This window comes from Nocardioides sp. (assembly GCF_030019515.1).
In the GTDB taxonomy this organism is placed as follows: domain Bacteria; phylum Actinomycetota; class Actinomycetes; order Propionibacteriales; family Nocardioidaceae; genus Nocardioides.
Map to the genome: position 1 here is coordinate 1 of NZ_JASEEQ010000020.1, position 19,715 is coordinate 19,715.

The 19,715-nt window shown below is 72.9% G+C and carries 18 protein-coding genes; 10 read left to right on the forward strand and 8 right to left on the reverse strand.

Annotated elements, in window-relative coordinates:
- Positions 1 to 190: 190 nt before the first annotated feature.
- Positions 191 to 1,429, reverse strand: coding sequence for a dihydrolipoamide acetyltransferase family protein (locus tag QMC84_RS20755; RefSeq protein WP_300378349.1), 1,239 nt, complete (start codon positions 1,427 to 1,429; stop codon positions 191 to 193).
- Positions 1,430 to 1,448: 19 nt separating this feature from the next.
- Entirely contained in the window at positions 1,449 to 3,629 is a 2,181-nt protein-coding gene (locus tag QMC84_RS20760; RefSeq protein ID WP_300378268.1) for an alpha-ketoacid dehydrogenase subunit alpha/beta, read from the reverse strand.
- 144 nt (positions 3,630 to 3,773) lie between these two features.
- On the opposite strand from QMC84_RS20760, the gene QMC84_RS20765 reads away from it, so the two are divergent.
- From QMC84_RS20765 to QMC84_RS20785, 5 genes are all read left to right on the forward strand, one after another.
- Positions 3,774 to 4,274, forward strand: coding sequence for a VOC family protein (locus QMC84_RS20765; RefSeq protein WP_300378269.1), 501 nt, complete (start codon positions 3,774 to 3,776; stop codon positions 4,272 to 4,274).
- Complete coding sequence (locus tag QMC84_RS20770) at positions 4,267 to 4,908, forward strand: GntR family transcriptional regulator (protein ID WP_300378270.1); 642 nt, start codon at positions 4,267 to 4,269, stop codon at positions 4,906 to 4,908. Before QMC84_RS20765 ends, QMC84_RS20770 begins: the two co-directional genes overlap by 8 nt.
- Positions 4,905 to 5,357 (forward strand): (2Fe-2S)-binding protein, encoded by a 453-nt coding sequence (locus QMC84_RS20775; RefSeq protein ID WP_300378272.1) that lies wholly within the window; start codon positions 4,905 to 4,907, stop codon positions 5,355 to 5,357. Before QMC84_RS20770 ends, QMC84_RS20775 begins: the two co-directional genes overlap by 4 nt.
- A 22-nt stretch (positions 5,358 to 5,379) precedes the next feature.
- Complete coding sequence (locus QMC84_RS20780) at positions 5,380 to 7,392, forward strand: molybdopterin cofactor-binding domain-containing protein (RefSeq protein WP_300378274.1); 2,013 nt, start codon at positions 5,380 to 5,382, stop codon at positions 7,390 to 7,392.
- 62 nt (positions 7,393 to 7,454) lie between these two features.
- Positions 7,455 to 8,087 carry a carboxymuconolactone decarboxylase gene (locus QMC84_RS20785; RefSeq protein WP_300378276.1) on the forward strand — a complete coding sequence of 211 codons (633 nt, stop codon included), beginning with the start codon at positions 7,455 to 7,457 and terminating at the stop codon, positions 8,085 to 8,087.
- Positions 8,088 to 8,308: 221 nt separating this feature from the next.
- Here the strand turns inward: QMC84_RS20785 and QMC84_RS20790 are convergent, their stop codons facing one another.
- On the reverse strand, positions 8,309 to 8,626 hold the full coding sequence (locus QMC84_RS20790) for a dihydrofolate reductase family protein (RefSeq protein WP_300378278.1): 318 nt from the start codon (positions 8,624 to 8,626) through the stop codon (positions 8,309 to 8,311).
- Positions 8,627 to 8,652: 26 nt separating this feature from the next.
- On the opposite strand from QMC84_RS20790, the gene QMC84_RS20795 reads away from it, so the two are divergent.
- Together QMC84_RS20795 and QMC84_RS20800 are read left to right on the forward strand one after the other, a co-directional pair.
- Complete coding sequence (locus QMC84_RS20795) at positions 8,653 to 8,814, forward strand: hypothetical protein (protein WP_300378280.1); 162 nt, start codon at positions 8,653 to 8,655, stop codon at positions 8,812 to 8,814.
- Between the two features lie 192 nt (positions 8,815 to 9,006).
- The gene (locus QMC84_RS20800) at positions 9,007 to 10,353 is read left to right on the forward strand and encodes an MFS transporter (RefSeq protein ID WP_300378282.1); all 1,347 of its coding nucleotides are present in this window, start codon (positions 9,007 to 9,009) and stop codon (positions 10,351 to 10,353) included.
- On the opposite strand, the gene QMC84_RS20805 is transcribed toward QMC84_RS20800, so the two are convergent.
- From QMC84_RS20805 to QMC84_RS20820, 4 genes are read right to left on the reverse strand one after another with little or no spacing between them, the layout of a single operon-like run.
- Positions 10,354 to 11,814 (reverse strand): NAD-dependent succinate-semialdehyde dehydrogenase, encoded by a 1,461-nt coding sequence (locus QMC84_RS20805; protein WP_300378285.1) that lies wholly within the window; start codon positions 11,812 to 11,814, stop codon positions 10,354 to 10,356. It lies immediately after the preceding gene.
- A gap of 25 nt (positions 11,815 to 11,839) precedes the next feature.
- On the reverse strand, positions 11,840 to 13,087 hold the full coding sequence (locus QMC84_RS20810; protein WP_300378287.1) for a Xaa-Pro peptidase family protein: 1,248 nt from the start codon (positions 13,085 to 13,087) through the stop codon (positions 11,840 to 11,842).
- Positions 13,084 to 14,046 (reverse strand): NAD(P)-dependent oxidoreductase, encoded by a 963-nt coding sequence (locus QMC84_RS20815; protein WP_300378289.1) that lies wholly within the window; start codon positions 14,044 to 14,046, stop codon positions 13,084 to 13,086. The genes QMC84_RS20810 and QMC84_RS20815 overlap by 4 nt, the downstream gene beginning before the upstream one ends.
- Complete coding sequence (locus tag QMC84_RS20820) at positions 14,043 to 15,146, reverse strand: YqiA/YcfP family alpha/beta fold hydrolase (protein WP_300378291.1); 1,104 nt, start codon at positions 15,144 to 15,146, stop codon at positions 14,043 to 14,045. Before QMC84_RS20820 ends, QMC84_RS20815 begins: the two co-directional genes overlap by 4 nt.
- 141 nt (positions 15,147 to 15,287) lie before the next feature.
- Between QMC84_RS20820 and QMC84_RS20825 the strand changes: the two genes are divergently transcribed.
- The 3 genes from QMC84_RS20825 to QMC84_RS20835 are packed head-to-tail and all read left to right on the forward strand — an operon-like array spanning position 15,288 to position 18,425.
- Positions 15,288 to 16,190 (forward strand): hypothetical protein, encoded by a 903-nt coding sequence (locus tag QMC84_RS20825; protein ID WP_300378293.1) that lies wholly within the window; start codon positions 15,288 to 15,290, stop codon positions 16,188 to 16,190.
- Positions 16,191 to 16,210: 20 nt separating this feature from the next.
- Entirely contained in the window at positions 16,211 to 17,383 is a 1,173-nt protein-coding gene (locus tag QMC84_RS20830; protein ID WP_300378295.1) for an MFS transporter, read from the forward strand.
- Position 17,384: 1 nt separating this feature from the next.
- Entirely contained in the window at positions 17,385 to 18,425 is a 1,041-nt protein-coding gene (locus tag QMC84_RS20835; RefSeq protein WP_300378297.1) for a LacI family DNA-binding transcriptional regulator, read from the forward strand.
- 55 nt (positions 18,426 to 18,480) lie between these two features.
- On the opposite strand, the gene QMC84_RS20840 is transcribed toward QMC84_RS20835, so the two are convergent.
- Positions 18,481 to 19,704 carry an acyl-CoA desaturase gene (locus tag QMC84_RS20840; RefSeq protein WP_300378299.1) on the reverse strand — a complete coding sequence of 408 codons (1,224 nt, stop codon included), beginning with the start codon at positions 19,702 to 19,704 and terminating at the stop codon, positions 18,481 to 18,483.
- Positions 19,705 to 19,715 lie beyond the last annotated feature (11 nt).

Below are 19,715 nucleotides of genomic sequence, written 5' to 3' on the forward strand. Positions count from 1 at the left end.
ATCGTCGTACTCGGTCTTTCGGCGGTGACCACTGAAGGTCGACCACCGCCGACCGCGAGCCGGGCGCCGACCGTAGGCCACTGTCCCCTGTTACCACCGCCGACGGTGACCACGTCATCTCGTTCCCGCCACCGCAACCCGCCGCCGACCCGCAGGACGCAGGCGGTGTCGCCCGGGGCGATCAGCCTGCTCAGGCGAGGATGCGGGTGGGGTGCTCGAGCAGGTCGACGAGAGCGGCGAGCCAGCGGGCCGCGACGACGCCGTCGACGGGGCGGTGGTCGACGGAGAGGGTCACGGTCATCACCTGGCCGGGGACGACGGCGCCGTCCTCGACCACGGGCTCGTCGCGCACTGCGCCGACCGCGAGGATCGCGGCGTGCGGCGGGTTGATGATCGCGGCGAACTCCTCCACGCCGTACATCCCCAGGTTCGTGACGCTGATCGTGCCGCCCTCCAGCTCGTCCTGCTTGAGCCGGCCCTCGCGAGCGCGGGTGGCCAGGTCCTGGACCTTCGCCGCCACGGCGCTGACGGTCAGCGACGTCACGTCGCGCAGCACCGGGGTGACCAGGCCGCGGTCGGTCGCGACCGCCACCGCGACGTCGACCGAGGAGAACGACCGGACCGCGTCGGGGGTCCAGACGACGTTCATCTCCGGCACGCGAGCGTGCGCGGCGGCGACCGCCTTGACCACCAGGTCGTTGAGCGAGACCCGGGTCTCGGCGCCCTCGTTCAGCTCGGCGCGCAGCGCCACCAGGCGGTCGGCGCGCACCGTTGCGCGCAGGTAGAAGTGCGGCGCGGTCTGCTTGCTCTCCACCAGCCGGCTCGCGATCGCGCGCCGGAGGCGGGAGTGTGGGGTCTCGACCGGCTCGACCACCGGGCGGCCGCCCTGCGTCGGTGCGGGGGTCTCGACAGGCTCGACCACCGGGCGGGCCGCCACCGCGGCCTCGACGTCGCGGCGCAGGATCCGGCCGCGCGGGCCGGTGCCGGCGATCTGCTCGACCGGGATCTCCGCGAGGCGCGCGAGCTTGCGGGCCAGCGGGCTGGCGAAGATGCGGCCGTTCTGCGGCGTGGTTTCGAGGCTCGGCGCTGGCGCGCCTCGCACCTCAACCACCGGGTCCGGCACCGACCGCCGCTCGGGCACGACGTGCTCGACCGGTTCGGCGACCCCCAGCTCGGCGAGGACGGCGTCCAGGTCGCCGGCCGCCTCGCCGGGCACGCCCAGGACGGCGATCGGCGCACCGACCTCCACCAGCGCGCCGGGTGGCACCAGCGTCTTCAGCACGACGCCCGCGTCCTCGGCCTCGACGTCGACCAGCGCCTTCTCGGTCTCGACGGTGGCGATGGTGTCGAGGGCCGCGAACTCGGCGTTCTCGCCGACCAGCCACTCGGCCAGGACGGCCTCGGTCGCGTTCGCGGCGACCTCGGGCATGCGCAGCACCCGGGCCACGTCAGTACCTCGCGATCTCGGCGAGCTCGGCGATGACCTCGTCCTGCTGGGCGATCGCGGCCCGCTCGAGCACCTTGCTGATGCTCGGCGACGCCTCGGCGCCGGTGACCCGCCGCACCGGCGCGTCGAGCAGGTCGAAGAACCGGCGGTGGATCTCGTCGGCGAGCCAGCCGCCGTACGACGTCCCGACCGCGCCCTGCTCGGCGATCAGCACCTGGTTGGTCTTGGTGATGCTCGCCTCGATCGTGTCCCAGTCGATGCTCGCGCGGTCCAGCCAGCGCAGGTCGATCACCTCGGCGTCGACCTGCCCGAACTCCTCGACCGCGCCCAGCACGAACGACACCATCCCGAGGTAGGTGAGCACCGTGACGTCCGAGCCCTCCCGCCGGATCGCGGCCTTGCCGACCGGCAGGCAGTAGTCGTAGTCGTCGACCGGCCCCGGGCCGGTCGAGCCGTAGAGATCCACGTGCTCGAGCACGACCACCGGGTCCTCGCAGCGCAGGGCGGTGTTCATCAGGCCCACGTAGTCGTACGGCGTGGACGGCGCCACGATCCGCCAGCCCGGGTTCGTGGCGAAGATGCCGGCCGGGTCCATCGAGTGCTGCGACCCGTAGCCGGTGCCCATCGCCACCTTGCTGCGCAGCACCAGCGGCACGCCGGACTCCCCGCCGTACATGTGCCGGGCCTTGCCGATCTGGTTGAACAGCTGGTCGGCCGCGACCCACATGAAGTCGGCGTACATGAACTCCACGACCGGCGTGTACCGGCCGTCCAGGGCGATGCCGCCGGCCAGGCCGGTGAACGCGTTCTCGCTGATCGGGGTGCCGAGGATCCGCCCGGGGAACCGCTCGGTCAGGCCACGGGTGGCGCCGTTGGTCCCGCCGTTGAGCCGGTGCACGTCCTCGCCCATCACGACGATGGCGGGGTCGGTCTCCATCCGGCGACCCATCACGGCGGCGACGGCGTCGATGAACTTCGTCTCCTGCACGGGTACGGCGAAGCCGTCGGGCGCGACCACCGGGGCGCCGGCGAGCTCGCCGAGGTCGCCGCGGACGCCGACGTCGACCCAGTCCGGGTCGGGCCACTCCGCGGGCCGGATCCGTCGCTGCCCGGGCTTGCCGTCGGGCAGCGGCTCGACGAGCTCGTCGCCGATCTCGTCCAGCACGGCCTTGGCCCGGGCGACCGCCTCGGCCGTCTCGTCCGCGGTCATGATGCCGCGCCGCACGAGGTGGGCGGCGGTCCGGGTGAGCGGGTCGCGCTCGCGCCAGGCCCGCTCCTCCTCCTTGTCGCGGTAGCCGAACGCGCTGCCGGCGAAGCCGCCGTTCTGGTGGAAGAAGCGGTAGGTGTCGACCTCGACCACGGTCGCGCCACGGCCGCGGCGCATGTGCTCGACGGCCTCGGACATCGCGAGGTGGACGGCCAGCGGGTCCATCCCGTCGACCTTCCAGCTGGCGAGGTTGAAGCCGAGGCCGCGCGCGGAGAGCCGTGGCTCGGCGGTGGCCTCCTCGACCGACGTGGACACGGCGTACCGGTTGTTCTCGATGAAGAAGCAGACCGGGAGCGACCAGGCGCCGGCCAGGTTCATGGTCTCGAGCGTGGACCCGATGTTGACCGCGCCGTCACCGAAGTAGGTCACCGACACCGCGTCGGTGCCGGCCTGGCGGTGCGACCACGCGAAGCCGGCCGCCTGCGGGACGCCGCCGCCGACGATGGCGTTGGTGCCCATCGCGCCGGCCTCCTTCCACTGCAGGTGCATCGAGCCGCCGCGCCCGTGGCTCCAACCGCGGTCGAGGCCGCAGATCTCGGCGAGGGTGCGCACGAGCACGTCGCGGACCTGGTCCGAGGGCGCCTCGAGCGGGTCCATGCCCTTGGGCTCGACGTGGTGGAGCGCCTTGGCGAGGAACTGGTGGTGGCCGCGGTGCGACCCGTTGACCGAGTCCGCGCTGGTGAGCGCGAGCACCGACCCGACGGCGCCACCCTCCTGGCCGATGCTGGAGTGGGCGGGGCCGTGGATCAGCCCGGTCGCCGCCAGGTCGAGGACGTACTGCTCGAAGGTCCGGATCCAGACCAGCTGGGCGTAGATGGTCCGCAGCAGCTGCGGGTCGGCGGCGTCCCAGTCCGCCTCGGTCGCGACGAGCTCGACCCAGGGCGACGCGGGGGCGAGGGTGTAGTGCTCGGGCATCGGACGCTCCTTGACCGGCGGTTTGCTCCGGACCACGATGGCACAGGATTGGATCCAAAATCTACCCAATGAAGTGATGGACGCCACGTCGGTGGTCGTGCTTTGCTGACATCAGAAGGTGGATCGGATCCGAAAGGGGTGCTCATGGCGATGCCCGGCCTGCGCCGCCTGGACCACGTCGGCTTCACGGTGCCGGACCTGGAGGAGGCGCACCGCTTCCTGGTCGACGTGCTCGGCTGCGAGTACCTCTACTCCCTCGGCCCGTTCCGGCACGACGACGGCGAGTGGATGAGCGAGCACCTCAACGTGCACCCGCGCACCGTGATGGTCGAGAACCGGTGGTTCCGCTGCGGCGAGCAGGCCGTCTTCGAGGTCTTCCACTACACCGCGCCCGACCAGCGGCCGGCGATCCCGCGCAACAGCGACATCGGCGGGCACCACGTCGCGCTGTACGTCGACGACCTGGACGCTGCGGTCGAGCACCTGCGCGGCCACGGCGTACGCCTGCTGGCCGGGCCGACCGCGAGCCGGGGGCCGGCCGAGGGCAACCGGTGGATCTACTTCCTCAGCCCGTGGGGGATGCAGTTCGAGCTGGTCTCCTACCCCGACGGCAAGGCCTACGAGCGGGAGCAGGCCGATGGCTGACGTGAGCAGCGCCCGGGTGGCGGCGTACCTGCGCGAGGCCATCCTCGGCGGCGACCTGAAGCCGGGGATGCGGATCCGCCAGGAGGAGATCGCTGCGAAGCTCGGCGCCAGCCGGCTCCCCGTGCGCGAGGCGCTGCGGACCCTCGAGGCGGAGGGGCTCACCGAGAGCGAGCCGCACAAGGGGGCCCGGGTGCCGCGGCTGAGCCAGCACGAGGTCGAGGTGATCTACCGGATGCGCGAGCGGCTCGAGCCGTTGGCCCTGCTCGAGAGCCTGCCCCTCCTCGGCGCGACCGACCACGAGCGGCTGGAGGAGGTACAGCGCCAGATCGAGGCCAACGACGACCTGGAGAAGTTCCTCGACCTGGACCGCGAGTTCCACATGCTCACCTACAGCGGCTGCGCGATCGAGCCGCTCAACCAGAACGTCGTACGGCTCTGGAACTCCACCCAGCACTACCGCCGGGCCTACGTGGCGCTGGGCGGGCAGAACCGAATGTGGGTGGTCAACGCCGAGCACCGGCTGATCCTCGACGCCGTCGTGCGCCGCGACGCGACCGACGCCGAGCGCTTCCTCGAGGGCCACATCCGGCGCACCCGCAACGAGCTGGCGCACCACCCCGAGGTGTTCGAGTGAACCTCACGGTCAACGGCTCGCCCGTCTCGCTCACCAGCGACGGCGAGACCCCGCTGCTCACCGCGCTGCGCGACGAGCTCGGACTGGTCGGCACCCGGTTCGGGTGCGGCCAGGGACTGTGCGGCGCCTGCCACGTCAACGTCGACGGCGCCGTGCTGCCGTCCTGCCAGACGCCGCTGTGGCAGGTCGAGGGCCGGTCGGTGACCACCGTCGAGGGCCTCGGCCGCGACGGCGCGCCGCACCCGGTGCAGCAGGCGATCGTCGACCACCAGGCCGCGCAGTGCGGGTTCTGCATCTCCGGGATCGTCGTCACCGCCGCCGCGCTGCTCGAGCAGGAGCCGGACGCCGACGCCGACCGGGTCGCCGAGGCGCTGGACCGCAACCTGTGCCGCTGCGGCGCGCAGCGCCGGATCGTCGGGGCCGTGCTCGCGGCGAGGAGGCCGACATGAGGGCGAGCATGAGGACGGCGGCATGAGTGACCTGCCCGCCCACGTCGTCGCGAACCCGCGGCTCGGCACCTGGGTCACCGCGGCTCCCGACCGGCTCCACGTGGAGGTCCACGTCGGCAAGGTCGAGCTCGGCCAGGGCATCGTCACCGCCCTCGCGCAGATCGCCGCGGACGCGCTCGGCCTTCCGTTGAGCCGGATCCGGATGGTGCCTGCCCACACGACCCACGGCCCGGACCAGGGCCTGACCGCCGGCAGCCTGTCGGTGACCCAGACCGGCCCCGCGCTGCGCCACGTCGGCGCCGTCGTGCGCGCGCTGGCCGACCCGTCCGCGGAGGGGTACGTCGAGCGCATCGCGGCGCTCGACCCCGACACGGACTTGCGCGTCGCCCCGACCGCAGGCTCCGTCACGTCCGCGGCGGTCGGGTGCAGCACACCCCGGCTGGACCTTCCCGACAAGGTGCTCGGCCGGCCGCGCTACCTCGCCGACCTGCGCCCCGAGGGGCTGCTGCACGGACGGGTGCTCCGCCCGCCGTCGGTGGGCGCGACGCTCGCCGAGCTCGACCCGGACTGGAAGGCGCCGGGCGTCGAGCTGGTGCGCGACGGCTCGTTCGTCGGCGTGGTCGGCGAGCGCGAGGTCGACGTCGACCGGGCCCTGGAGCAGCTGCGCCGGGACTGCCGGTGGGACGAGCAGGACCTGCTCCCCGACGAGGACGACCTGCCCGCGTGGCTGCGGACCGGCCCGCACGAGGAGATCGCCGTACTCGACGAGGGCGGCCCGGAGACGGTCGCCCTGACCGCGTCGTACTCCAAGCCGTTCCTGGTGCACGCCTCGATCGCGCCCAGCGTCGGCCTCGCCCGGTGGGGCGACGGGACGCTGCGCGCGTGGAGCCACAGCCAGGGCATCCACCCGCTGCGCGCGGCGATCGCGCAGGCGCTCGCGCTCGACCCAGCGGCGGTCGAGGTGGAGCACGTCGAGAACGCCGGCTGCTACGGGCACAACGCCGCGGACGACGCCGCGTTCGACGCCGTGCTGCTCGCGCGGGCGGTGCCCGGCCGGCCGGTGCTCGCCCGCTGGACCCGCCCCGACGAGCTGGCCTGGGCGCCGCTGTCCTCGGCGATGACCGTCACCGTGTCGGCGGGTCTGGTCGACGGCCGGATCACCGGCTGGTGCTACGACGTGTGGAGCCAGGGGCACACCTCCCGGCCCGGGTTCCGCGGCACGCCGGGGCTGCTCGCCGGCGCCTCGCTCGCGACCCCGGTCCCGCTGCCGCCGCCGAGCGACCCGCCGCTCGCGACCGGGGGCGGCACCACCCGCAACGCCGTCCCGATCTACGACGTCGGCCCGCGCCGGATCGTCGGCCACCGCAAGGCCGAGACGCCGCTGCGCACCTCGGCGATGCGCGCGCTGGGCTCCTACCTCAACGTGTTCGCGATCGAGAGCTTCGTCGACGAGCTGGCGGACGCCGCCGGCGCCGACCCCGTCGAGTTCCGGCTCGCGCACCTCTCCGACCCGCGCGCCGCGCACGTGGTCGCGACCGCGGCCGAGCTGGCCGGCTGGTCCGACCCGCTGCCCGAGGACGTCGGCCGCGGCCTGGGCTTCGCCCGCTACAAGGACCGGGGCGCCTACTGCGCGGTGGTCGCCGAGGTCGCGGCCGCCTCGACCGTGGCGGTACGCCGGCTCACCGTCGTCGCCGACCTCGGCCTGGTGGTGAACCCCGACGGCGCCCGCAACCAGCTCGAGGGCGGTGCCACCCAGGCGACCAGCTGGACCACCACCGAGCGGGTCCGCTTCGACCGGCGCCGGATCACCAGCGACGACTGGGAGAGCTACCCGATCCTCCGCTTCGCACAGGCGCCCGCCGTCGACGTGCACCTCGTCGAGAGCACCGCACCGTCGCTGGGCTCGGGCGAGGCCGCACAGGGCCCGACCGCGGCCGCGATCGCGAACGCGGTCCAGCGCGCGCTCGGCGTACGCGTGCGCGACCTGCCGCTGGACGCCGACGCCGTCGTCCGAGCCATCGACCAGTCCGCATGACCAACTCCGCATGACCAAGCCCGCATGACCAAGCCCGCAGTGAACCAAGAGAGGGAACGACCATGACAAAGAAGCCCCGGATCTCCTACGTCCCGTTCGAGGACATGGACGAGCAGATGCAGGCCGAGATGCACCGATCCGCCCGCGAGGGCACTCCGCGCCCGGAGAGCAACGCGGTGCGCGCGCACGTGCCCGCGGCGTTCTGGGCGTTCGCCAAGCCGTGGGAGGAGATGTTCCGCAACGGCGTGTGCGACCACGCGATCAAGGAGCTGTGCCGGGTCTACATCTCGCGCACGGTGACCTGCGAGTTCTGCGGCAACCAGCGCTCGATCAAGGGCGGCCAGGAGGGCCTCGTCGAGGGGCAGTACGACGACCTGCTGAACTTCGAGACCTCCGACAAGTTCGACGAGCGGCAGAAGGCCGCGCTCGCCTACGCCCAGGCGATCGCCTGGAACGAGCAGGACCGCGACGGGCTCTGGGCACGGCTGCACGCGCACTTCAGCGAGCCCGAGCTGGTCGAGCTCGGCTGCTGCATCGCGCTGACCTTCGGCCAGCAGAGCTGGATCCGGCTGCTGGACATCGACCACCACCAGTACATGGCCGGCACCGACGGCTCGATGGCCCCCGGCTTCGAGAACGCCGAGGCGCTCGCCGAGTCGAAGTCGCGCGAGGACTACTGGGCCACGGCGAAGTAGCGCCCGGCTCGGGTCGGCGGGGACGTCATACGGACAGTGTGTCCGCCTGCACCGTCCGTATGACGTCCCGCGATCAGGTGGCGCATAGCCTCGGCGGCATGGACCTGCACTGGATCGCCACCGCGCCCGCCCACTACGTGGCCAAGGTGGAGAGGAAGGTGCGCACCCGGGCGGAGCTCGCCAAGGGCCGGCCGATGGAGAAGGTCCTGCGCGCCTGAGCGTCAGCCCCGCTTGACGGCGTACCGCACGTGGGTCGCGTACGGCGAGCTCCACGTCCCGAGCACCTCGAGGTCGAGGTCGTGCGCGAAGCCGTCGAACAGGCGCTTGCCGCCCCCGAGCACGACCGGCGCCGTGGAGATCGCGAGCTCGTCGACCACGCCGGCGGCGAGGCCCTGGCGGATCAGGTCTCCCCCACCGCCGAGCGAGACGGCGCCGTCGCCGGCGAGCTCGCGCGCCGTGGTCAGGGCGGCGTCGAAGCCGTCGACAAACACGAAGCCGGCGCTCGGGTCGGGCTGGTCCCCGGTGCGGTGGGTGAGCACGATCAGCGGGCCGGGGAACGGGGTTCGTGCCGCCCCAGGCGCCGGCGGCCTCGTACATGTTCCGGCCGACGATGCCGCAGCCCAAGTCCGCGGTGAGCGCCTCGAAGAACGCCCGGTCGGCGCCCTGCATCCCGTCGGTGTCGCGGCCGTCGTCGGCGTACGTCCAGGGCCCGCCCATCACCCAGTAGTGCAGCCGCTCTCCCCCGACCCCGAGGCCCTGCCCCGGCCGATCGTCCGGCCCGACGAGGTAGCCGTCCACCGAGGTGGTGATCGCTGCGATGACCTTGCCCATGTCAGGTGGACCCGACGCCGGTCGCGGACTCATCGGAGCCGGAAACTCGGACGACAGGTGTCGGTTCGGCGGGGGAGGATCTCCGGTGATGTTCACCGCCCTGAAGCGCCACGCCGAGCCGCCCACGCCGCTGGCCGGCCGGCTCGCCGTCCAGTCCCTGCTGTTCGCCCTCGGCGAGGGCACCTTCATGACCGGGTCCGCGGTGTTCTTCACCCAGATCGTCGGGCTGTCCGCGGCCCAGGTCGGGCTCGGCCTGACCCTCGCGGGTGCGGCCGCGTTCCTGGCCGCACTGCCGATGGGCAAGCTGGTCGACCGGTTCGGCCCGAAGCGGATGTGGGCGGTCAGCGCCACCGGGCAGGCGGCGATGTTCTCCCTCTGGCCGTTCATCACCGACTTCCGGGGCTACGTCCTGATGGCGGTCGGGATGGAGGTGATCGGCTCGCTCGGCGGCGCCGCGCACGGGGCGTACACGATCGACGTGCTCGCGGCCGACGAGCGGGTCCGCTCGCGGGCGTACATGTACTCCGCGCTCAACGTCGGGTTCACCCTCGGCTCGCTGCTCGGCGGCATCGCGCTGGCGTTCCACTCCAACCAGGTCCTGCACGCGCTGCCGTGGTTCACCGCGGCCGTCTTCCTCGTCAACGCCACCGCGATCAGCCGGCTGCCGCGGGCACCGCACGACGAGCGCACGCCTGAGGACCGCCGGACGAAGGTCCCCGGGCCCGGGCCGCTGCGCAACCCGGGCTGGCTCCTGACGATGTTCTTCACCGGCGTGTTCTGGACCAACCAGGTGCTGCTCAACATCGTGATCCCGCTGTGGCTGGTCGAGGAGACCGACGCCCCGCGGGTGCTGCTGGCCTTCCTGTTCGGCACCAACACGGTGATGTGCATCTTCCTGCCGATGGCCGCGGCCCGGGGGGTCAAGGACGTCCCGACCGCACTGCGAGCGGTCCGGATCTCGTCCACGTTCTTCGTGGTCTCCTGCCTGATCACGCTGGCGACCCACGACACCATCGGCTGGACCACGATCGCGCTGGTCTGGCTGGGGCACGTGACGGTCACCGGGGCCGAGCTCTACCTGTCGGCGGCCAGCTGGGCGTTCGAGGCCGAGCTGATGGACCCGCGCCAGCGCGGCGCGTACAACGGCGCCGCGGAGCTCAGTGGCACGCTGGGCCGGGTGTGGGCGCCGGCCGTCTACACGTTCCTCGCGATGAGCTGGGGCGCCGCCGGCTGGCTGGTCATCGCCGCCATCATCGTGGTGGCCACGCTCGCCATCCACCCGTCGACCCGGCTGGCCCGGCGCTTCCTGGAGCAGCACGTCCCGGCGGACGTGCTGGCCGACGCCCGGGCCTCCACCCCCGAGGCCGAGGACGCGATCGCCACGGCGCCGCCCTCGCTCATCGACACCGACGAGCCGGTCACCCGGCTCTCGTGACTACCAGGTGACGGCGACGTACTTCGACTCCAGGTAGTCGAGCATCCCCTCATGGCCACCCTCGCGGCCGACGCCGGACTGCTTGGTGCCGCCGAACGGCGCGGCGGGGTCGGAGACCAGGCCGCGGTTGAGGCCGACCATGCCGGCGTCGAGCCGCTCGCTGACCCGCATCCCCCGGGCCAGGTCGCGGGTGTAGACGTAGGAGACCAGGCCGTACTCGGTGTCGTTGGCCATCCGGACCGCGTCGTCCTCGTCGGTGAACGTCACGACCGGGGCGACCGGGCCGAAGATCTCCTCGCCCAGGATGTCCGCGTCGACCGGTACGTCGAGCAGCACGGTCGGCTCGTAGTAGAAGCCCTCCCGCTCCGGGCGGCGGCCGCCGGTCACGACCCGCGCGCCGGCGGTGACCGCACCCCGGACCAGCTCGTCGACCTTGGCGGCCGACTCGTCGTTGACGAGCGGGCCGACCTCGGTGTCGTCGGCCGTGCCGGGGCCGACCCGCAGCGCGGCCATCCGCTCCGCGAGCCGGCGGCTGAACTCGTCGGCCACGTCGGCGTGGACGTAGAACCGGTTCGCGGCGGTGCAGGCCTCGCCGGCGTTGCGCATCTTCGCGATCATCGCGCCGTCGACCGCGGCGTCCAGGTCGGCGTCGTCGAGGACGATGAACGGGGCGTTGCCACCGAGCTCCATCGAGCAGTTGACGACCTGGTCCGCGGCCTCGCGCAGCAGCACCCGGCCGACCTCGGTCGAGCCGGTGAACGAGAGCTTGCGGACCCGCGGGTCGTGCAGCATCGCCGACACGACCGCCCCGGAGCGGCGGGCCGGCAGCACGTTGACGACGCCCGCGGGCACGCCTGCGTCGGCGAGGATCTTGGCCATCAGCAGGGCGGTGAGCGGGGTGTCACTGGCGGGCTTCAGTACGACGGTGCAGCCGGCGGCGAGCGCCGGACCGATCTTGCGGGTCGCCATCGCGGCCGGGAAGTTCCACGGCGTGACCAGCACGCAGATGCCGACCGGCTGCTGGAGCACGACGATCCGGTTCGCCCCCGACGGCGCGGTCATCACCGAGCCGGCCGCGCGGACCGCCTCCTCGGCGTACCAGCGGAAGAACTCGGCGGCGTACGCGACCTCGCCGCGGGCGTCGGCCAGGGCCTTGCCGTTCTCCAGCGAGATCAGGTGCGCCAGCTCGTCGGCGCGCTCTCGCATCAGCTCGAACGCCCTGCGCAGGATCTCCGAGCGCTCCCGCGGCGCGGTCGCCGCCCAGGCGGCCGCGGCCGCGTCGGCCGCGTCGACACAGGCGAGGCCGTCCTCGACGGTGCCGTCGGCCACCGAGGTGAGGACGGCGCCGGTGGCCGGGTCGAGCACGTCGAAGCGGCCCCCGTCGGACGCGGGCACGACCTTGCCGCCGACGCACAGGTCGAGCGGCAGGTCGGGGATCTGCTCGAGGGAGAAGTCAGCCATGGGGTTGCCTTTCGGGTGCTGCGGGTCAGTAGGGGTTGGCGACGACCAGGTCCTGCGCGGGGAACAGGGTGAGCACCCGGGGGCCGTCCTCGGTGATCACGATCTCCTCCTCGATCCGGGCCGCGGAGACGCCGTCGGAGGCCGGGCAGTAAGTCTCCAGCGCGAAGACCATGCCGACCTGGAGCTCGACCGGCTCCTTCATCGAGTTCAGCCGGGAGATGATCGGCCGCTCGTGCAGGCCGAGGCCGAGCCCGTGGGCGAACTGGAGGCCGAACGCCTCCATCTCCGAGCCGAAGCCGAACTCCTCGGCCTTCGGCAGCAGCGCCGCGACCTCGTCGGTGCCGACGCCGGCGCGGATGCCGTCAATGCCGCGGTCCATCCACTCCCGCGCCTGGGTGTAGGCGTCGCGCTGGGCCGGGGTCGCGCTGCCGACCGAGAACGTGCGGTAGTAGCAGGTCCGGTAGCCGTTGAAGGAGTGGATGATGTCGAAGAACGCCTGGTCGCCCGGGCGGATCAGCCGGTCGGTGAAGTTGTGCGGGTGCGGGTTGCAGCGCTCGCCGGAGATCGCGTTGACGGCCTCGACCTGGTCCGAGCCCATCTCGTAGAGCCGCTTGTTGGCGAGCGCGACGATCTCGTTCTCGCGCACGCCCGGCTTGAGCGCCTCGACGATGTCCTGGTAGACGCCGTCGACCATCGCGGCGGCCTGGTTGAGCAGCACGATCTCGTCGTGGGACTTGATGCAGCGGGCGTCGAGCATCAGCTGCTGGGCGTCGACCACGGTCAGGCCCTGGCGCTGCATCTCGAAGAGGAACGGCGGCTCCACGATGTCCACGCCGACCGGGAGGTCCGCGACGCCGGCCTCGACCAGCAGCGACTTGATCTCCGCGACCGCGGTCTCCATCAGCCCGACGCTCGGGGCGACCGCGCCGCGGAAGCCCAGGAACCCGGCCCGGTAGTTCTCCTCCGGAACCCACTTCGAGTAGATCTTGTGGTGCTTGACCGCCGACCCGAAGTCCCAGAGCACCGGCTCCTTGCCGCGCGCGACCAGCGCGTAGCGGATCATCTTGTCGCCGAGCGCCCCGCCGATCCAGGTGTGCGTGGTGTAGCGGATGTTGTAGAAGTCGAAGAGCAGGAAGGCACCGCACTCGCTGCCCTCCAGCGCGGCCTGGGCCCGGCCGAGCCGGTAGTGGCGCAGCCGGTCGAAGTCGACCCGCTCCTCGTAGTCGACCGCCATGTGCCCCGGTGCCGGCAGCGGCCGCGGCGGCGTGCTCACTGGTCCGGCCCTCCGCCGAGCCCGTCGTCGACCTGGACGTTCTCGGGCTTGAGCGTGATGCCGGAGTTGTGCGCCTGGAGGTCGAGCAGGATCGCGAAGTCCTCCTCGACCCGGCCGCTGCTCACGCTGGCCTGGACGGCGGCGTTGGTGGCCGCGGCGACCGGCATCGGCACGTCGAGCTGGCGGGCGGCCGCGAGGCCGAGGTCGAAGTCCTTGCGCAGCAGGATCGGCGTGAACGTCGGGGTGTAGTCGAGGTTCACGAACGCCGGGGTCTTGTAGGTGGTGAACACCGAGCCCATCACCGACTTGTTGAGGAACTCCAGGAACGCGGCGCGCGACATCCCGCCCTTCTCGGCGAGCACGGTGATCTCGGCCAGGCACTGGGTGACCACGCCCAGCATCACGTTGTGGCAGATCTTCGCGAGCCGGGCGAGCTCGCCCTCCCCGACGTACGTCGCGCCCTTGCCGAGGTGGTCGAGCAGGTGGGCGACCCGCTCGTAGGTCTCCTCGGGCCCGGAGACCACGAGGCTGAGCCCGCCGGCCCGGACCACCTTGCCGTTGCCGCTGACCGGCGCGGCGAGGAACGCCACCCCGCGCTCGCTGCAGGCGGCCCGCATCGCGGCCGAGGACTCCGTGGAGACCGTGGAGCAGTCCACGACGACGGCCGGGACCCGGGCCGGGTCCGCGAGCAGGCCGCCCTCGCCGACGAGCACCTGCTCGAGGTCGGCGGGGGTCGAGACCATCGTGAAGACCACGTCGTGGCCGCGCAGGTCGGCGATCGTGTCCGCGACCGCGCAGCCGACCTCGGTGAGCGCCTCGGCCTTGGCCCGGGTTCGGTTCCAGACGGTGACGTCCTCGCCGGCCCGCGCCAGACGGCTCGCCATCGCGGCACCCATCCTGCCGGCGCCGATCCAGCCGACCTTCAACGAGCCGGGCCGGGGAGCGGTGGTGTCCATCATGATCCTGCCTTCGTCAGTAGTGCGGGTACGGCGAGCCGGGTGGCCAGCCAGTCGGCGGTGCGGGGCCGGTGCCACGGCGCGACGTTCGCGCAGCCGTGGTTGCCGTCCTCGAGCATCAGCAGCTCGACCGGTCCCGAGACGGCGTCGCGCAGGCGTTCGGCGTGCTCCCAGGGGATCAGCCGGTCCTGGCGACCGAAGACGATCAGCAACGGGGCGACCACGTCGCGCGCGGTCTCCTCGAGGCCGAGGGTCAGCGCGACCCGCCGGGCCTCCTCGTCGCCGGCGGCGCCGGAGCGGACCCGGAACGTGTCGCGGGTCAGCCGCGGCAGCCCCTCCCAGCACTCGCCGAAGTTGAACGGCCCGGCCAGCGCCACGCACGCCCGGGCCCGCTCGCCGAGGGCGGCCGCGACCCGCGGCGCGTAGTAGCCGCCGAGGCTGACGCCCCAGACGCCGAGCCGGTTGCGGTCCAGGTCGGGCACCTCGCCGAGGGCCTCCCAGAGGGCCTCGGCGACCGGCGCCCAGTCGCCGCGGATCGGCAGGTCGTACTCCGCCTCGCCCTGGCCGGGGCCGTCCAGGCTCAGCGTCGCCAGCCCGCGGTCCAGGAACGTCTGCTCGGTCGAGCGCAGCTCCTCCTTGGCCGAGTCCAGCCCGGAGAGCAGCACGACGACCGGGTGCGGGCCGGGGCGGAGTGCTGCTGTCTGGGCTGGCACCCGGAGCACGCCGACCAGCCGGCTGTGCTCGAACGGGATCTCGAGGCGGCGGCCCGGCGGGTCGAGGTGGGGCAGGGCGTCGGTGAGGCAGGCGACCGCGCGGGCGTGGGCGGCGCGCATCTGGTCGAGGTCGCGGACGAAGACGAACTTCGCGAAGTGGTGGTAGACGGCCGCCTGGGCCAGGTGCTCGCCGGCGGAGCGGGTCCGGCCCTCCGCGAGCGCGTCGCGCCCGAGGACCTCGTGCTCGGCACCGGCGGCCACCCAGGCGGCGCACCAGTCCTCCCAGCGCCGGATCCCGGCGGTCACCCGGTCGAAGTCGGCGACCGTCACGCCGTTGACCGTGAACCGCGGGCCCCAGTGGGACACCGCGGAGTCGACGAGATCGTCCACCTGTACCCCCTCCGCGCGGGACCGTTGCCGATGCGACTGCAATCGAGTGCAGCCTCTCCGCTGCGCCGTACGATGTCAAGTAGCGCTGGCCTGCGTTGGACATTGCTGCAATCGACTGCACAAACCGCTAGAGTGCGCGACGTGCAGCAGATCGCGGTCGGCTCGTTCACCCCCTCGGTGCTCCTCGACCTGGCCGGCTCGACCGGGCGGCTGGCCGACCGCGGCCTCGCGGTGACCGAGGTCCCGGTGACCTCGTCCCCGGCCCAGTTCCGCTCGCTGCTCGACGACGAGCTCGCGGTCGCGCTGACCAGCCCCGACAACGTGCTCGCCTACCGGTTCAACCCGGGCAATCCGCTCGGCGGGCTGGCCGACGTCCGGATCGTGGCCGCGATCGACCGCGGCCTGGGCCTGGGCCTCTACGGCGCCGCGGGCATGGTGGCCGCGGACCTGCGTGGGGCCCGGGTCGGCGTCGACGTGGCGACGTCGGGGTTCGCGCTCGCGCTCTACGCGCTGGCCGACTCGCTGGGCGTCGGGCGCGACGAGTACGAGCTGGTCACGCTCGGCTCGACCCCGCGTCGCCTCGAGGCCCTGCTCGCCGGCGAGTGCGCCGCCACCATGCTCAACGCCGGCAACGAGCTGGTCGCGGAGGCCCGCGGCTGCGTCCGCCTGGCCGGCGTGGCCGAGTCGCTGGCGCCGTACCTCGGCACGGTCGTGGCCGTCGCCGGGGAGCGCCACCTCGACGTCGCGAGCCGGCTCGCGGACGCGCTGCTCGACACGACGGCCGGGATCGCCGGCGGCGGGCTGAGCGAGGAGGCGGCCGAGGCCGCGGCCCGCCGGCTCGGTCTCGACGACGAGCTCGCGCGCCGGTACGTCGAGCGGCTGCGCGACCCCGTCGACGGGCTGGTCCCCGGCGGCGAGGTGGACCCGGGCGCGCTCGCGACCCTGGTGCGGCTGCGCACGACGTACCTCCCCACGATCGTCGACGGCGTGGAGGTCCTCGACGCCGCGCTCGCGCCGGGCTCCGGCCTGGTCCACGGCGCGTGAGGCCGCGCCGGGCCCCGGGCGTGGAGCGGCCACCGGTCGCGCCGATCCGGCTGCTCCAGCTCGGTGCCCTCGTCAGCACCCTCGACCGGTTCGCGCTGCCGCCGATGCTGGTCGCGATCGCGCACGACCTGGGCGCCCCGCTGAGCGAGATCGTCACCGCCGCGGGCGCCTACTTCCTGGTCTACGGCCTGAGCCAGCCGGTCTGGGGCACGGTGAGCGACCGGCTCGGCCGGGTCCGGACGATGCGGGTGACCCTGCTGCTGGCGGGGGTCTTCACGCTCGTCTCCGCGCTGAGCTGGTCGCCGCTGTCGCTCGGGGTGACCCGCGGCCTCGCGGGCGGGTTCTTCGGTGCGGCGTACCCCTCGAGCCTGATCTACCTCGGCGACACCGTGCCGGCCGCCTCCCGCCAGCGCGACATCGCCCGGCTGATGGTCGGGGTGGCGATGGGCACGGCGCTCGCGTCGGTCGGCGCGGGCGTGCTCGCCGACGCCGTGAGCTGGCGGGTGGCGTTCGTCGTGACCGGCGTGGCCTCCCTGCTGATGACTTGGGCGCTGCGCGGCCTGCCGGAGCCCGAGGCGCACGGCCGGCCGGCGTCGGCCATGGACGGGCTGCGCACGATCGGCGGCTCGCGGATCGCGCTGCTGATGCTGCTGTTCGCGTTCACCGAGGGCGCGGTGCTGCTCGGCGCCCTGACCCTGCTGCCGCCCGCCGTCGAGAACGCGGGCGCCACCGCCGCGCTCGCCGGCGGGGTGACCGCGGTCTACGGGGTCTCGGTGTTCGCCAGCTCGCAGCTGGTCGGGCGGCTCGCCGCGACCTGGCACCCGTGGCGGCTGATCGCGATGGGCGCGACCGCCGCGGTCGCGGGGTGCGGCCTGCTCGCGGTCTCGCAGGAGCCGGCGTCCGCCGTGGTCGTGGCGCTGCTGCTCGGCCTGGCGTGGACCTCGATGCACTCCTCGCTGCAGACCTGGGCGACCGAGGTGCTGCCGGGGGCCCGGGCGACCGTGGTCTCGTTCTTCGCCGGGTCGCTGTTCGTGGGCAGCGCGCTGGCGGCGGTGCTGGTCGCCGGCCTCGCGGACGCCGGCCGCTACGCGCTGATCTACGCGGTGTACGGCGCGCTCGCGGTCCCGCTCGGCATCGCGGCCGGTCTGGCGCGGCGGCGCTGGGTGCGTCCGGCGCCGGAGACGGGAACCTAGGATGCCGGGTGTGCAGACTCCGACGCTCCGCGACGTCGCCGACGCCGCGGGCGTCCATCCCGCGACCGCCTCGCGCGCGCTGAACCCCGCCACCCGCGGCCTGGTCAACGCCGACACCGCGCGCCGGGTGATCAAGGTCGCCGAGTCGCTGGGGTACCGGCCGAACCCGATCGCGCGCGGCCTGAAGACCGCCAAGTCCGGGACGGTCGGGCTGGTGATCCCCGACCTCACCAACCCGCTGTTCCCGCCGATCGTGCGCGGCATCGAGGACGTGCTCGAGCCGGCCGGCTACAGCGGCCTGATCGTCAACACCGACAACGACCCCAGCCGCGAGCGGGCCCAGATCGAGACGCTGCGCTCGCGGCAGGTCGAGGGCTTCATCGTCGCCACCGCGCTGCTGGACCACCCGCTGCTCGACCAGCTGCGCCGCGAGGGCGTGCCGATGGTGATGGTCAACCGCCGGCCCGACGGCCTCGACGTCCCCTCGATCACCCCCGACGACGCTGCCGGCGTGGAGCTCGCCGTACGCCACCTCGCCGAGCTCGGGCACCGCCGCATCGCGCACCTGGCCGGCCCGGCGAACACCTCCACCGGCGTGATCCGGGCCCGGTCGTTCCGCAACACGGTGCGCGACCTCGGGCTCGACGAGGACCCGGCGCTGACCGCGACCTGCTCGTACTGGAGCGAGGCGGCCGGCGCCGCGGCGCTGCGCTCGCTGCTCGACTCGGGCGCGGAGTTCACCGCCGTCGTCGCCGGCAACGACCTGATCGCACTGGGCTGCTACGACGTGTTCGCCGAGCGCTCGATCGAGTGCCCGCGCGACGTCAGCGTGGTGGGCTTCAACGACATGCCGTTCCTCGACAAGCTGCGCCCGCCCCTGACGACCCTCGCCGTCCCACACCAGCAGATCGGCGCCGAGGCGGCGCGGATGCTGCTGGACGCGATCCGGGACCCCTCGCGCCCGGCGCGGTCGGTGCTGCTGCCGCTCTCGCTCGTGGTGCGCGGGTCGACTGCTCCGCCGGGCGCATCAGCCGTCGAGTGACGCGAACTGGCTGTGATCCGGGCCCCGTGGGAGCCACCCCACGTCACTCGACGGATCAGGCGGCGGCCTTCCGGGCCTGCTGGGTCAGCCGGGCCTGGGCGGCGCGGCGGACCTTCGGGCCGCCGGTGGCCATCTTGTAGAGCAGCGCCAGCTGCCGGGGCGCGTTCCTGGCGTTGGTGGTGGCCAGCCAGCCGTTCGGAAGCGAGAGCCGGACCACCTTGTGCCAGGCGGAGTAGACCTGCTTCGGCAGCGGCGCGGCGTGGTAGTTCAGGTCGTACTTCTCGAACAGGGCCTGCACCTGCGGCGCGATCTCGGCGTACCGGTTCGAGGGCAGGTCCGGGAACAGGTGGTGCTCGATCTGGTGGGAGAGGTTGCCGGTCATCACGTGCATCGCCTTCGACCCGGAGATGTTGGCCGAGCCGAGCATCTGGCGCAGGTACCACTCGCCGCGGGTCTCGCCGTCGATCGAGCGCTTCTCGAAGGTCTCGACGCCCTCGGGGAAGTGGCCGCACATGATCACCGAGTGGCTCCACAGGTTGCGCACCACGTTGGCGGTGAAGTTCGCGGCCAGGGTCGCCAGGAACGAGCCGGTCGGGATCGAGAGCGCGGGGTGCACCAGGTAGTCCTTGGTGGCCTGGCGGCGGATCTTGGTGAGCACGCCCTTCAGGCGGCGCTGGAAGTCCGGGTCCTTGGTCTGCTTCCGCTTCACGGTGGCGCCGAGCTCGAGGTCGTACGCCGCGATGCCGTACTCGAAGAAGCAGGCGTTGATGAAGTTCCACAGCGGCTGCACGAGGAAGAACGGGTGCCAGGGCTGGTCCTCGTCGACGCGCATGATGCCGAAGCCGAGGTCGTTGTCCTTGCCGACCACGTTCGTGTAGGTGTGGTGCAGCTCGTTGTGCGAGTGCTGCCACTGCTTGGCCGGGGTGGCCATGTCCCACTCCCAGGTCGTGGAGTGGATCTTCGGGTCCCGCATCCAGTCCCACTGGCCGTGCAGGATGTTGTGGCCGATCTCCATGTTGTCGAGGATCTTGGCGACGCTGAGGCCCGCCGTCCCGACCAGCCAGGCCGGCGGGAAGGCGGAGAACAGGAGCACGGCGCGGCTGCCCAGCTCGAGGCGGCGCTGGACGTCGATGACCCGCCGGATGTACCTCGCGTCGCCCTCGCCCCGGCTGTCGAGGACGTCCTGGCGGATGGCGTCGAGCTCGATGCCGATCTGCTCGACGTCCTCGGGGGTCAGGTGGGCGGTGGGGTTGACGGGCTTCTTCTGGATCGCGGTCACATGGGTCTCCT